Here is a 13517-nt window from a genome sequence, read left to right as displayed (position 1 = left end):
GCGCTGTGGCTACTGAGACGGGCACCTTCTGGGGGCCGGACTTCGATCAGCTCCGCGCGACGGACCCGGAGATCGCCGGGGTGGTGCTGGGCGAGCTGGACCGGCTCCGGGGCGGCCTCCAGCTGATCGCCAGCGAGAACCTCACCTCGCCGGCGGTGCTGGCGGCGCTCGGCTCGACGCTGACCAACAAGTACGCCGAGGGCTACCCGGGCCGGCGCTACTACGGCGGCTGCGCCGAGGTCGACCGGGCCGAGGAGATCGGCATCGCCCGGGCGAAGGAGCTGTTCGGCGCCGAGCACGCCAACCTCCAGCCGCACTCCGGGGCGAGCGCCAACCTGGCCGCCTACGCCGCGCTGGTGCAGCCGGGGGACACGGTGCTCGCCATGGACCTGCCGCACGGCGGCCACCTCACCCACGGCAGCCGGGTGAACTTCTCCGGCAAGTGGTTCCACACCGTCGGCTACACGGTGCGGCGGGACACCGAGCTGATCGACTACGACGAGGTGCGCGACCTGGCCCTCGCCCACCGCCCCAAGATGATCATTTGCGGCGCGACGGCCTATCCCCGGCTGATCGACTTCGCGCGGTTCCGCGAGATCGCCGACGAGGTCGGGGCGTACCTGATGGTGGACGCGGCGCACTTCGTCGGGCTGGTCGCGGGGAAGGCCGTCCCGTCGCCGGTGCCGCACGCCGACGTCGTCTGCTTCACCACGCACAAGGTGCTGCGCGGGCCGCGCGGCGGCATGATCCTCTGCCGGGAGCCGCTGGCCCAGCGCATCGACAAGGCGGTCTTCCCGTTCACCCAGGGCGGGCCGCTGATGCACGCCGTCGCCGCCAAGGCCGTCGCGCTGCGCGAGGCCGCCCAGCCCGAGTTCCAGGCGTACGCGGCGCAGGTGGTGAGCAACGCGCAGGCGCTCGCCGCCGGGCTGGCCGCCGAGGGCATGCGCCCGGTCTCCGGGGGAACCGACACCCACCTCGCCCTGATCGACCTGCGCGAGGTCGGGGTGACGGGCGCGGACGCCGAGGCCCGCTGCGACGCCGCCGGCATCACGCTGAACAAGAACGCCGTCCCGTACGACCCGCAGAAGCCGATGGTGGCGTCGGGTATCCGCGTCGGCACCCCGAGCGTGACCACCCAGGGGATGCGGGAGGGCGAGATGCACCGGATCGCCGGGCTGATCGCCCGCGCGGTGCGCACCGATCCCGCCGCGCCGGGGGGCGCCGACGAGCTGACCCGGATCGCGTCCGAGGTGACCGCGCTGGTCGCCGACTTCCCGGCGTACCCCCGTGGCTGAGCCCGGGGTGCGCGAGCCGGCGGCGACCGCGGCGGCCGGCCGGCGCTGGCGGCTGCGGCACCTGCCGGTCCTGCTGGCCGCCAGCGGCCTGCTGATCGCGGTGGCCGCGCTGGCGGGGGCGCTGGCCGGCGGCGCGGACGCGGCGCTGGGCGCGGCGGCCGGGGTGGGTGTCACGGCGGTCAGCTACACCCTGACCACGGTGGTGCTGGCCTGGGCCGACTCGGTGAATCCGCAGCTCGTGCTCCCGTTCGGCCTCGGCCTGTACGCGGCCAAGATGACCCTGCTGGGCGTCGTGATGGTGGCCGTGGCGTCGACCGGCTGGCCCGGGCTGATCCCGCTCTGCCTGGGCATCGCCGCCGGCGTGGTGGTCTGGACCGGCGTGCACATCTGGTGGCTCACCACCGTGCACGCCCGCCGTCCCCGCTGAGCCCGCCGCAGGTGGCGGGCACGGTGGTGGCCCACGGCCCGGACGGCGCGGAAATGTGTCCGCCACCGGTCATTTGCACGCTGGCGGAAGGGGAGTAGCGTGCCCACAGACGACGCTGCCCGCCACCGGCCCACACAACGACGGTTGTGCGGGGGGCGAGGCACAGCCTCGTATTCCCGGCTGATATCGTTCGCCCCGTCATGGCTGGTGACCAACCCCCCCGACCCAGCGGCGGCCCGGACGACGTTCCGACCGGAGCCGGCCAGGGTTGGACCGCGCTCACATACCTGATCGCGGGCATGCTCGTGTGGGGCTTCATCGGCTGGCTGGTCGACCAGTGGCTCGACACCGGCGGCATCGCCACCGGGATCGGCGTCGTGCTCGGCATGGCCGGGGGGATCATCCTGGTCGTCCGTCGACTCGGCACGCCTACTTAGGAAGGGACGCGGTGTTCGGACAGGCGAACGTCCTGGCAGCGGGCCAGGCGGCATTCCCACCCAGCGTGGAGGACTTCTACCTGCCCAGCATCCTGCCCTGGGGTGCGCACGACTCCTACTGGTTCACCAAGATCACGGCCATGGTCTGGATCGCCGTCGGCGTCCTGATCATCTTCTTCCTGGCCAGCTACCGTAAGCCGCAGCTGGTGCCGACCAAGAAGCAGTGGCTCGCCGAGTCGATCTACGGCTTCGTGCGCAACAACATCGCGGTCGACATGATCGGGCACGCGGGTGTGCGGTTCGCGCCGTACTTCACCACGCTGTTCTGCTTCATCCTGCTGACCAACTTCTTCGCGATCGTGCCGCTGTTCCAGATCTCGCCGAACTCGCACATCGCCTTCCCGGCCTTCCTCGCCGTGATCAGCTACGTGCTCTTCATCTACGCCGGCATCAAGCACCACGGCGCCGGGAAGTTCATCAAGAACTCGCTCATCCCGCCGGCGCCCTGGTACATCCTGCCGCTGCTGATCCCGATCGAGTTCTTCTCGACCTTCCTCGTCCGGCCGTTCTCGCTGGCCGTGCGTCTCTTCGCGAACATGTTCGCCGGCCACATGCTCCTGCTGGTCTTCACGCTCGGCGGCTTCGCGATGCTCAACGCCAACGCCTGGCTCGCACCGGTCTCGGTGCTGTCCTGGGCGATGACCGTCGCGCTCACCTTCCTCGAGTTCCTGGTGATCGTCCTGCAGGCCTACGTCTTCACCGTGCTGACCGCCAGCTACGTGCAGGGCGCGCTCGCCGACGAGCACTGATCCACCTCGCACCAACAGTTGTCGTCCCGCGTGACCGTCACGCGTGATAACCAGGAGGAACCCACTAATGGACATCTACGCCGCGGTAGAGGGCAGCACCGCCGCCATCGGCTACGGTCTCGCGGCCATCGGCCCGGGCATCGGTGTCGGCCTGGTCTTCGCCGCCTACATCCAGTCGACCGCCCGCCAGCCGGAGTCGTCCCGGATGACCCTGCCGTACGTCTGGATCGGCTTCGCCGTCATCGAGGCGCTCGCGCTGCTGGGCATCGCCTTCGGCTTCATCTGGCAGGGCCCGATTCAGTAATTCCGCCCCCCTCGGACCGGGAGGTCTTCCATGTTCCTGCTCGCCGCTGAGGGTGGTGAGTCGACCCACAACCCGATCGTGCCGATCTGGCAGGAGATCGTGGTGGGCGGCATCGCCTTCGCCCTGCTCTGCGTCGTGCTGATGAAGTTCGTCTTCCCCCGCATGGAGCAGACGTTCCAGGCTCGGGTGGACGCGATCGAGGGCGGCATCAAGCGCGCCGAGGCCGCCCAGGCCGAGGCCAACCAGCTCCTCGAGCAGTACCGCGCGCAGCTCGCCGAGGCGCGCACCGACGCCGCCAAGATCCGGGACGACGCCCGGGCCGACGCCGAGGGCATCCGGCAGGACATCCTCGCCAAGGCACGGGAGGAGTCCGACCGGATCATCGCGGCCGGCAAGGAGCAGCTCGCCGCCGAGCGGGCCACCATCGTGCGCGAGCTGCGCACCGAGGTCGGCACGATCGCGGTGGACCTGGCCAGCAAGATCGTCGGTGAGTCGCTCGCCGACGAGGCGCGTCGCAAGGGCACCGTCGACCGGTTCCTGAGCGGTCTCGAGAGCGCGGGGGCCCGCTGATGCAGGCCGCCAGCCGGGAGTCGTACAAGGTCGCGGCCGAGCGCCTCGACGCGTACGTCCGCGGCACGGAGCCGTCGGCGGTGGCCACCACCGCCGACGACATCCTCTCCGTCGCCGACCTGCTGCGGCGCGAGCCGCGGCTGCGCCGGGCGCTCTCCGACCCGGCCCGCTCGGGCGCGGACCGCACCGCCCTGCTCGGCGAGCTGCTGCGCGGCAAGGTCGGCGCCGAGGCGCTCGACCTGGTCGCCTCGCTGGTCGCCGGCCGCTGGTCGGCGCCGTCGGAGCTGCTCGACGGTGCCGAGCGGCTCGGCGTGGAGGCGCTGCTGGCCAGCGCCGACTCCGCCGGCGACCTCGGCGAGGTCGAGGACGAGCTGTTCCGCTTCGGTCAGGTGGTCTCCGGTCAGTCGGCGCTCTCCAACGCGCTGGCGGACCCGATCGCCCCGGTCGGGAAGCGGGCCGACCTGGCCCGCGAACTGCTCGCCGGCAAGGCCCGCCCGATCACCCTCCGCCTCGTCGAGGCGGCGCTGGGCGGGTTCGGGGGGCGCTCCTTCGCCGGGGCGCTCACCCGACTGGTCGAGCTCGCCGCCGACCGGCGGGACCGGCAGGTGGCGTACGTGACCGTAGCGGCCCCGTTGAGTGACGAGGACGAGCGCCGGCTGGGCGCGAGCCTCTCCGCGATATACGGTCGAGAGGTTTCCGTCAAGCAGACGGTGGACCCCGGAGTTCTCGGTGGCGTGAGCGTGCGGGTCGGCTCCGACCTGTACGACGGCACCGTCCTGCGCCGCCTCAACGAGAGCCGCAACGCGCTCGCGAAGCGCTGAGGCGGCACTGCCGCCCAGCGCCTGTGAATAGACGCCATTCGGACCGGTCGGTACTAGGTATCCCGGGCCCCTGATACTTAAGGAAGCAGAGGATGGCCGAGCTGACCATCTCGACGGAGGAGATCCGCGGCGCCCTGGAGCGCTACGTCTCCTCCTACTCGTCCGAACTCTCCCGCGAGGAGGTCGGCACCGTCGCCGACACCGGCGACGGCATCGCCCACGTCGAGGGCCTCCCCTCGACCATGACCAACGAGCTCCTGGAGTTTGAGGACGGCACCCTGGGTGTGGCGCTGAACCTCGACGTCCGGGAGATCGGTGTCGTCGTTCTCGGTGACTCCGCCAAGCTCGAAGAGGGGCAGCGCGTCAAGCGCACCGGCCGGGTGCTCTCCGTGCCGGTCGGCGACGCCTTCCTCGGCCGCGTGGTCAACGCGCTCGGCCAGCCGATCGACGGCCTCGGCGACATCGCCAACGAGGGCTTCCGCGAGCTGGAGCTCCAGGCCCCGAACGTGATGGCCCGGCAGTCGGTCGACGAGCCGCTGCAGACCGGCCTCAAGGCCGTCGACGCCATGACCCCGATCGGCCGTGGGCAGCGTCAGCTGATCATCGGTGACCGGAAGACCGGCAAGACCACCGTCGCGCTGGACACCATCCTCAACCAGCGGGACAACTGGCGCTCCGGCGACCCGAAGAAGCAGGTCCGCTGCATCTACGTCGCCATCGGCCAGAAGGCCTCCACGGTCGCCTCGATCAAGGGCGTCCTGGAGGAGGCGGGCGCGATGGAGTACACCACCATCGTCGCCTCCCCGGCCTCCGACCCGGCCGGCTTCAAGTACCTCGCCCCGTACACCGGCTCGTCCATCGGGCAGCACTGGATGTACGGCGGCAAGCACGTCCTGATCGTCTTCGACGACCTGAGCAAGCAGGCCGAGGCGTACCGCGCCGTGTCGCTGCTGCTGCGCCGCCCGCCGGGCCGCGAGGCGTACCCGGGTGACGTCTTCTACCTGCACTCCCGGCTGCTGGAGCGCTGCGCGAAGCTCTCCGACGAGCTCGGCGGCGGCTCGATGACCGGCCTGCCGATCATCGAGACGAAGGCCAACGACATCTCGGCCTTCATCCCGACCAACGTCATCTCCATCACCGACGGCCAGATCTTCCTCGAGACCGACCTGTTCAACCAGGGCGTCCGGCCGGCCATCAACGTCGGCACCTCGGTCTCCCGGGTCGGTGGCGCCGCGCAGGTGAAGCCGATGCGGAAGGTCGCCGGGTCGCTGCGGCTCAACCTGGCCCAGTACCGCGAGCTGGAGGCGTTCGCCGCCTTCGCCTCCGACCTGGACAAGGCCTCCCGCGCCCAGCTGGAGCGCGGTTCCCGCCTGGTCGAGCTGCTGAAGCAGTCGAACTACTCGCCGTACCCGGTGCAGGAGCAGGTCGTCTCGGTCTGGGCCGGCACCGAGGGCAAGCTGGACGACATCCCCGTGGGTGAGGTCCGCCGCTTCGAGTCGGAGTTCCTCCAGTACCTGCGCCACAAGCACGAGGGTGTGCTGGCCGGCATCGCCGACAACAAGTGGGACGACGAGATCGTCGGCTCGCTCGACCGCGCCATCACCGAGTTCAAGCAGCTCTTCCTCGGCAAGGCCGACGAGCGTCGGATCAACGAGGCCCCGGCCGCGCCGCTCGAGGGCGAGGAGAACCGCGAGACGGTGACCCGCTTCCGTGACGGCACGACCGACCGCCCGGTCGAGAACCAGTAAGGGCTGATTCATGGCGGCCCAGGTACGCGTTCTTCGTCAACGGATCCGCTCGGCGAAGGGGATGAAGAAGATCACCAAGGCGATGGAGCTCGTGGCGACGAGCCGGATCGCCAAGGCCCAGGCCCGGGTGGAGGCGTCCCTGCCGTACGCCCAGGCCATCACCGGTGTGCTCACGGCGCTGGCGTCCAACGCGCGGATCGACCACCCGCTGCTCACCCCGCGTCCGCGGGTGCGGCGGGCGGGCGTCCTGCTGGTCACCTCCGACCGTGGCCTGGCCGGCGGTTACAGCTCCAACGCGATCAAGACGGCGGAGTCGCTGATCGCCCGGCTCCGTGCCGACGGCAAGGAGCCGGTGCTCTACGTCATCGGGCGCAAGGGCGTCGGTTTCTTCCGCTTCCGTGACCGGCCGATCGAGGCGAACTGGACCGGGTTCTCGGAGCAGCCGACGTTCGCCGACGCCCGCGCCGTGGGCGAGACGCTGATCAAGGCGTTCACGGCCGGCGCGGACGACGTCGACGGCGGCGCCGGGCCGGACGGGGTGCTCGGTATCGACGAGCTGCACATCGTCTACACCGAGTTCCACTCCCTGATGACCCAGACCCCGGTCGCGAAGATCATCGGGCCGATGCAGGTCGAGGACCGTCCCCGGTCCGAGGGCCTGCTGCCGGCGTACGAGTTCGAGCCGGAGGCGGAGGCGCTGCTCGACGCGCTGTTGCCGAAGTACATCAACACGCGGATCTACGCGGCGTTGCTGGAGTCGGCGGCCAGCGAGTCGGCGGCCCGTCGGCGGGCGATGAAGAGCGCCACCGACAACGCCGAAGAGATGATCGAGAAGTACACGCGTGAGATGAACTCGGCCCGCCAGGCCGGGATCACCCAGGAGATCAGCGAGATCGTCGGCGGCGCGAACGCGCTGGCCGCGTCGGGAAGTGAAGTGTGATGACTGCCCCAGTAGAGACCAAGACGGCCACGGGTCGCGTGGTCCGGGTCATCGGCCCGGTCGTCGACGCCGAGTTCCCGCGCGACGCCATGCCGGCCCTGTTCAACGCCCTGCACGTGGACGTGACGCTCTCCGGCGGCGAGAAGACGCTGACCCTGGAGGTCGCCCAGCACCTGGGTGACAACATGGTCCGCGCCATCTCGATGCAGCCGACCGACGGCCTGGTCCGCGGCACCGAGGTGCGCGACACCGGCTCGCCGATCACCGTGCCGGTGGGCGACACGGTGAAGGGCCACGTGTTCAACGCGATCGGCGAGTGCCTCAACCTCACCGAGGGCGAGACGCTCCAGCCGGACGACCACTGGGGCATCCACCGCAAGGCCCCGGCCTTCGCGGACCTGGAGCCGAAGACCGAGATGCTGGAGACCGGCATCAAGGTCATCGACCTGCTCGCCCCGTACGTCAAGGGTGGCAAGATCGGTCTGTTCGGCGGCGCCGGCGTGGGCAAGACGGTGCTCATCCAGGAGATGATCACCCGTGTCGCCCGGAACTTCGGTGGTACGTCGGTCTTCGCCGGCGTGGGTGAGCGCACCCGTGAGGGCAACGACCTCATCGCCGAGATGACCGAGTCCGGCGTCATCGACAAGACCGCGCTGGTCTACGGCCAGATGGACGAGCCGCCGGGCACCCGGCTGCGGGTGGCGCTCTCCGCGCTGACCATGGCCGAGTACTTCCGGGACGTGAAGAAGCAGGAGGTGCTGCTCTTCATCGACAACATCTTCCGCTTCACCCAGGCGGGTTCGGAGGTCTCCACCCTGCTCGGCCGCATGCCGAGCGCCGTGGGTTACCAGCCGACCCTGGCCGACGAGATGGGCGAGCTCCAGGAGCGGATCACCTCCGTCCGGGGCCAGGCCATCACCTCGATGCAGGCGATCTACGTGCCGGCGGACGACTACACCGACCCCGCCCCGGCCACCACGTTCGCCCACCTCGACGCGACCACCAACCTGGAGCGGTCGATCTCCGACAAGGGCATCTACCCGGCCGTGGACCCGCTGGCGTCCTCGTCCCGGATCCTCGCCCCGGAGTTCGTCGGCGCCGAGCACTTCGCGGTGGCGACCGAGGTGAAGCGGATCCTGCAGAAGTACAAGGACCTGCAGGACATCATCGCCATCCTCGGTATCGAGGAGCTCTCCGAGGAAGACAAGATCACCGTGCAGCGTGCGCGGCGGATCGAGCGCTTCCTGTCGCAGAACACCTACGCCGCCGAGCAGTTCACCGGCGTACCGGGCTCGACGGTCCCGATCAAGGAGACCATCGAGGCGTTCAAGAAGATCAGCGAGGGTGAGTACGACCACTTCCCCGAGCAGGCCTTCTTCATGTGCGGCGGTCTGGAGGACCTGGAGCGCAAGGCGGCGGAGCTGATGAAGGGCTGACCTGTCGGTCCTGAGAAAGGCCGTCCCGGCAATGCCGGGGCGGCCTTTCGTTCATCTTCGGGCCTTATGATCGCCGCTGCCCGGTTCCGCGCGGTCGGCGATCAAGCCGAACGCGAGGTACCGTCGATCCGCGCGCTCGCCGGAAGCGAGCGTCGATCTGTGCAATCAATCGGCTGCGTGCGCCCGTCTCCTGATCGTGGGCGTGACGAACGGAGATGATCGTGGGTAAGGCCGGCAAGGGCGGCGGCAAGTCGTCCGTGTGGTCGGGGGTGCCGCGGTGGGCCCGGGCCTGCACCGTGTTCGGTGCCGTCCTGATGCTGCTCAGCGGCGTGGTCCTGGTCGGCGCCGAGGCGCTGATGGCCCGCTACGAGGGCGCGGTGGGCAAGGCCGACCTCTTCGGCGACCAGGCCGCCGGGGCGAAGGAGCGCAAGAGCGACATCAAGGGCCCCCTCAACATCCTGCTGGTCGGCATCGACCCGCGCAACCCGGAGACGCCGCCACTGGCCGACTCGATCATGGTGCTGCACGTGCCCGCCGAGATGGACCGCGCCTACCTCTTCTCGATGCCGCGCGACCTCATCGTGGAGATCCCCAAGTTCAGCCGGGCGGAGTTCAACGGCGGCACAGACAAGCTCAACGCGGCGATGTCGTACGGCAGCCGGGTGCCCGGCGGCAACCCGGACGCCGCCCGGGGCTTCGAGTTACTGGCGACGACGGTGCAGAAGGTCACCGGCATCAAGCGCTTCGACGCCGGCGCGATCATCAACTTCAACGGCTTCCAGAAGATCGTCGACGCGATGGGCGGCGTCGACATGTACATCGAGCGCGAGGTGCGCTCCGAGCACCGCGAGCCGAACGGCAAGCACCGCAAGGGCAACCCGTACGGCGAGGGCTACGTCGGCCCGCAGGCGGTCTACAAGAAGGGCAACCAGCACCTCAGCGGCTGGCAGGCGCTCGACTACGTCCGGCAGCGCTACCCGAAGAACGGCGTCCCGGACGGAGACTACGGCCGGCAGCGCCACCAGCAGCAGTTCGTCAAGGCAATGGCCGGGCAGGCGTTGAGCGCCGACGTGGTGACGAACCCGATCAAGCTGGACCGGGTGCTGCGGGCGGCCGGGCAGTCGCTGATCTTCAGTGGCCGCGGCAACAGCGTGATCGACTTCGGCATCGCGCTGAAGAACATCCGCCCGGAGACGATCCAGATGGTCAAGCTGCCCGGCGGCGGGGTCACCGAGAACGGGAAGTACCGGGGCGAGCGCTTCGAGCCGGAGGTCGACGACTTCTTCACCGCCCTGAAGAACGAGCAGCTGGACGCGTTCCTGTTGGAGCACCCCGACTTCCAGAACAAGGCCAAATAGCCGTGGCGCAGGTCTCGCCACCCGCGTTGGGGGCGCGTCCGCGGCAAGACTAGACTTTCGACAATCCGCCGCCGCAGCAAGGAGACAGCGTGGCACAGCAGCTTCACGTCGAGCTCGTAGCCGTCGAGGAGAAGGTCTGGTCCGGTGACGCCGAGATGGTCGTCGCCCGGACGACCGAGGGTGAGCTGGGTGTGCTGCCGGGGCACGCGCCCCTGCTCGGCCAGCTCGCCGAGCCCGGCCAGGTACGCATCAAGCTCGCCGGTGGCGAGCAGGTCTCCTACGAGGTCGCCGGTGGCTTCCTCTCGGTGACCGCCGACGGCGTCACCGTCCTGGCCGAGAGCGCCACCCCGGTTTCCGCCGCACAGAGTCGCTGAGCCGCACCGCCGATGGGGATCGTCGAAGGGATCGGAATCGGCGTAGTCGTCATCCTCGGCGCGCTCCTGATCCTCTTCGCCCGGCGGGCCGTCGTCACGCGTAGCGGAGGCATCATCCGGCTCGGCGTCCGGACCTCCACGATGCTCGACGGCCGCGGCTGGTCCCCCGGCTTCGGCCGGTTCGTCGGCGACGAACTCCGCTGGTACCGGGTCTTCAGCTTCGCCATCCGTCCCACGCGGGTGCTCTCCCGCAAAGGGCTGGCCGTGGAGCGCCGGCGGCTGCCGGAGGGGCAGGAACGCCTCTCCATGCCCGCCGACTGGGTCATCCTCCGCTGTACCAGCAACCACGCTCCGGTCGAGATCGCCATGGCGCGATCCACCGTCACCGGGTTCCTCTCCTGGCTCGAGGCCGCCCCTCCGGGGGCGGCCTCGCCGCGTCTGGCCTCCCAGGACTGGCCCGCCGCCTGACCACATCCTCTTCAGGAATCTCCCACGCCGCCGAGCCGCCTGCTTCGCGACGAGAGTGACCCGGAGACACCCCACCGCAAGCTGAGAGACGCCTCAGGCGGCCGAAGCCACCAGTTCCACCTCGTACCCCTGGTTGTCGGTGAGGTAGGCGGCGTAGGTCTGCGGGCCGCCGGCGTGGGGATGCAGGTCGGGGAAGAGCAGCGTCCAGCCGTGTGCCGGCGCCGCCGCGACCAGCCGGTCCACCGCGGCGGGCGGGCCGGCGTGGAAGGCCAGGTGATTGAGGCCCGGGGCGAGCCGGTCGTGCCGCCGCCCGCGCAGCGCCGGTGACTGCTCCACCACGAGGTACGTCGGGCCGAGCCGCCAGGAGCGGCCGGCCGGCCACTCCTGGAACGGCGTCCAGCCCAGCTCGCCGAGGAGCCAGCCCCAGCCGCGTATCGCGGCGGCCAGGTCGGGTACCCAGATCTCGACGTGGTGCAGCGCGCCGGCGGTCAGCGCCTGCCGCCCGGCACCCATAGCACATCTCCACCGGGATTGGCGGTTCTTGCCAGGATGAACAGCAGGTCAGAGAGCCGGTTGAGATACTTTGCCGGGAGCGAGCTGGTCCGCTCAGGGTCGTGCGCGACCAGGGCCCACGCCGCCCGCTCGGCGCGTCGGGCGACCGTCCGCGCCACGTGCAGCAGCGCCGCACCCGCGGTGCCGCCGGGGAGGATGAAGGAGTCGAGCTTGCTCAGGCGTGCGTTGTACTCGTCGCACCAACCCTCGATGCGCTCGACGTACTCCTCGGTGACCCGCAGCGGCGGGTACTTCGGGTCCGGCTCCACCGGGGTGGCCAGGTCGGCGCCCACGTCGAACATGTCGTTCTGGATCGACGCCAGGACGCCCCGCAGCTCGTCGTCGAGCTGCCCCAGCGCGAGCGCCACGCCGATCGCGGCGTTGCACTCGTCGACGTCCGCGTACGCGGTGATCCGCGGATCGGTCTTCGGCACCTGTTCGTTGTTGCTCAGCCTGGTCATGCCGGCGTCGCCGGCCTTGGTGTAGATGCGCGTGAGGTGGACGGCCATGACGCACAGCCTACGGATACCGGACCTGACGATCCCGGTGCGCCCGGGCGCACTCCGGCCGGGCGGGGTGGGCCCCGGGGACGCCGGTGACCCGGCGGTCAACGACGTCGACGTCATCCGGGTGCGCGGCGATGCCCGCCTGGCCGGCACGGTGCACGTCGTCGGCGCGAAGAACTCGGCACTGAAGCTGATGGCCGCCGCGCTGCTCGCCCCGGGACGCAGCGTGATCACCAACGTCCCGCGGATCACCGACATCGCGATCATGGGCGAGGTGCTCCGCCGGCTCGGCTGCGGCATCCGCTTCGACGCCGACGACCCGGTCGACCCGATGGTCGCGCACGGCGGGGTGGCCCGGTCCCGGTCGGTCGTCATCGACGTGCCCGAACAGCCCGGCACCGAGGCCGACTACGACCTCGTCCGCCGGTTGCGCGCCTCCATCTGCGTGCTCGGCCCGCTGTTGGCCCGCCTCGGGTACGTGCGGGTGGCCCACCCCGGCGGGGACGCCATCGGCTCGCGGGGGCTGGACATGCACATCTCCGGGCTGACCCGGATGGGCGCGGAGATCTCGGGCGAGCACGGCTTCGTGATCGCCTCGGCGCCGCACGGGTTGCACGGCGCGGAGATCATGCTCGACTTCCCCAGCGTCGGGGCGACGGAGAACCTGGTCATGGCGGCGGTGCTGGCCCGCGGGGCCAGCGTCATCGACAACGCGGCCCGCGAGCCGGAGATCGTCGACATCTGCACCATGCTCAACCAGATGGGCGCGCGGATCTCCGGCGCCGGCACGTCGACGCTGCACATCGAGGGGGTGCCCGGGCTGCGGCCGGTGCGGCACGCCACGGTGGGGGACCGGATCGTGGCCGGCACCTGGGCCTTCGGCGCGGCGATGACCCGGGGGGACGTCACCGTCACCGGGGTGGAGCCGGGGTTCCTGGAGGTCGCGCTCGACAAGCTGGTCTCCGCCGGTGGCCTGGTGGAGACCAGGGGCGACGCGTTCCGAGTACGGATGGACGACCGGCCGAAGGCGGTGGACGTGGTCACCCTGCCGTACCCGGGCTTCGCCACCGACCTGCTGCCGATGGCGATCGGCCTGGCGGCGGTCAGCGACGGCGCGTCCCTGATCACCGAGAACATCTTCGACGGCCGGTTCATGTTCGCCAACGAGATGATGCGGCTGGGCGCGGACATCAAGACCGACGGGCACCACGCGGTGGTACGCGGCCGCGAGCGGCTCTCCGGCGCCCCCGTACGCGCCACCGACATCCGGGCCGGCGCGGGGCTGATCATCGCCGGGCTCTGCGCCGAGGGGGTCACCGAGGTCTCCCACGTGCACCACGTGGACCGGGGCTACCCAGACTTCGCGGCGGACCTGCGGGCCCTCGGCGTCGAGGTGGAGCCGGGCACCGCGCCGGAGGAGCCGGACCTCACCATCTGACGGCCCCGCCGCTGCCGTCCGCCGCCCGGGCGAC

16 protein-coding genes are annotated in these 13517 nt (G+C 70.5%); 14 read left to right on the top strand and 2 right to left on the bottom strand.

Annotation, left to right across the window (positions count from 1 at the left end; all coding sequences use genetic code 11):
* Nucleotides 1–5: 5 nt before the first annotated feature.
* The 13 genes from ACZ6Q9_RS04495 (at nucleotide 6) to ACZ6Q9_RS04435 (ending at nucleotide 10987) form a co-directional block, all read left to right on the top strand.
* On the top strand, nucleotides 6–1295 hold the full coding sequence (locus tag ACZ6Q9_RS04495) for a serine hydroxymethyltransferase (protein ID WP_393261028.1): 1290 nt from the start codon (nucleotides 6–8) through the stop codon (nucleotides 1293–1295).
* Nucleotides 1288–1722: a hypothetical protein gene (locus ACZ6Q9_RS04490; RefSeq protein ID WP_393261025.1), complete on the top strand. Its 435-nt coding sequence runs from the start codon at nucleotides 1288–1290 to the stop codon at nucleotides 1720–1722. The genes ACZ6Q9_RS04495 and ACZ6Q9_RS04490 overlap by 8 nt, the downstream gene beginning before the upstream one ends.
* 200 nt (nucleotides 1723–1922) lie before the next feature.
* Nucleotides 1923–2159 carry an AtpZ/AtpI family protein gene (locus tag ACZ6Q9_RS04485; RefSeq protein WP_350703604.1) on the top strand — a complete coding sequence of 79 codons (237 nt, stop codon included), beginning with the start codon at nucleotides 1923–1925 and terminating at the stop codon, nucleotides 2157–2159.
* A gap of 11 nt (nucleotides 2160–2170) precedes the next feature.
* A complete protein-coding gene (gene atpB / locus ACZ6Q9_RS04480) occupies nucleotides 2171–2968 on the top strand; it encodes a F0F1 ATP synthase subunit A (RefSeq protein ID WP_393261022.1) in 798 nt (265 codons plus the stop codon).
* 67 nt (nucleotides 2969–3035) lie between these two features.
* Entirely contained in the window at nucleotides 3036–3272 is a 237-nt protein-coding gene (locus ACZ6Q9_RS04475; protein WP_357698819.1) for an ATP synthase F0 subunit C, read from the top strand.
* Between the two features lie 30 nt (nucleotides 3273–3302).
* Complete coding sequence (locus ACZ6Q9_RS04470; protein WP_350684039.1) at nucleotides 3303–3842, top strand: F0F1 ATP synthase subunit B; 540 nt, start codon at nucleotides 3303–3305, stop codon at nucleotides 3840–3842.
* Nucleotides 3842–4663, top strand: coding sequence for a F0F1 ATP synthase subunit delta (locus ACZ6Q9_RS04465; protein ID WP_393261019.1), 822 nt, complete (start codon nucleotides 3842–3844; stop codon nucleotides 4661–4663). Before ACZ6Q9_RS04470 ends, ACZ6Q9_RS04465 begins: the two co-directional genes overlap by 1 nt.
* Before the next feature lie 92 nt (nucleotides 4664–4755).
* A complete protein-coding gene (gene atpA / locus ACZ6Q9_RS04460; RefSeq protein WP_357698815.1) occupies nucleotides 4756–6411 on the top strand; it encodes a F0F1 ATP synthase subunit alpha in 1656 nt (551 codons plus the stop codon).
* 10 nt (nucleotides 6412–6421) lie between these two features.
* Nucleotides 6422–7351, top strand: coding sequence for a F0F1 ATP synthase subunit gamma (locus ACZ6Q9_RS04455; RefSeq protein ID WP_393261016.1), 930 nt, complete (start codon nucleotides 6422–6424; stop codon nucleotides 7349–7351).
* A complete protein-coding gene (gene atpD, locus ACZ6Q9_RS04450; RefSeq protein WP_357698810.1) occupies nucleotides 7351–8787 on the top strand; it encodes a F0F1 ATP synthase subunit beta in 1437 nt (478 codons plus the stop codon). Before ACZ6Q9_RS04455 ends, atpD begins: the two co-directional genes overlap by 1 nt.
* Nucleotides 8788–9002: 215 nt before the next feature.
* On the top strand, nucleotides 9003–10145 hold the full coding sequence (locus ACZ6Q9_RS04445; RefSeq protein WP_393261013.1) for an LCP family protein: 1143 nt from the start codon (nucleotides 9003–9005) through the stop codon (nucleotides 10143–10145).
* Between the two features lie 89 nt (nucleotides 10146–10234).
* Nucleotides 10235–10519 carry a F0F1 ATP synthase subunit epsilon gene (locus ACZ6Q9_RS04440; protein WP_350684044.1) on the top strand — a complete coding sequence of 95 codons (285 nt, stop codon included), beginning with the start codon at nucleotides 10235–10237 and terminating at the stop codon, nucleotides 10517–10519.
* A 12-nt stretch (nucleotides 10520–10531) separates the two neighbouring features.
* Nucleotides 10532–10987 (top strand): DUF2550 domain-containing protein, encoded by a 456-nt coding sequence (locus tag ACZ6Q9_RS04435; protein ID WP_393261011.1) that lies wholly within the window; start codon nucleotides 10532–10534, stop codon nucleotides 10985–10987.
* A gap of 93 nt (nucleotides 10988–11080) precedes the next feature.
* Here the strand turns inward: ACZ6Q9_RS04435 and ACZ6Q9_RS04430 are convergent, their stop codons facing one another.
* Both ACZ6Q9_RS04430 and ACZ6Q9_RS04425 read right to left on the bottom strand, forming a co-directional pair.
* Nucleotides 11081–11500 carry a VOC family protein gene (locus tag ACZ6Q9_RS04430; protein ID WP_393261008.1) on the bottom strand — a complete coding sequence of 140 codons (420 nt, stop codon included), beginning with the start codon at nucleotides 11498–11500 and terminating at the stop codon, nucleotides 11081–11083.
* Nucleotides 11476–12048 (bottom strand): cob(I)yrinic acid a,c-diamide adenosyltransferase, encoded by a 573-nt coding sequence (locus ACZ6Q9_RS04425; RefSeq protein WP_357698798.1) that lies wholly within the window; start codon nucleotides 12046–12048, stop codon nucleotides 11476–11478. Before ACZ6Q9_RS04425 ends, ACZ6Q9_RS04430 begins: the two co-directional genes overlap by 25 nt.
* Between ACZ6Q9_RS04425 and murA the strand changes: the two genes are divergently transcribed.
* A complete protein-coding gene (gene murA, locus ACZ6Q9_RS04420) occupies nucleotides 12047–13483 on the top strand; it encodes a UDP-N-acetylglucosamine 1-carboxyvinyltransferase (RefSeq protein ID WP_363708966.1) in 1437 nt (478 codons plus the stop codon). The two genes, ACZ6Q9_RS04425 and murA, sit on opposite strands and share 2 nt — an antisense overlap.
* Nucleotides 13484–13517 lie beyond the last annotated feature (34 nt).

The sequence above is a fragment of the Micromonospora sp. NPDC049139 genome (assembly GCF_055586845.1).
The sequence above is the reverse complement of the archived record's forward strand: the minus strand, read 5'-3'. Positions and strand labels throughout refer to the sequence as shown.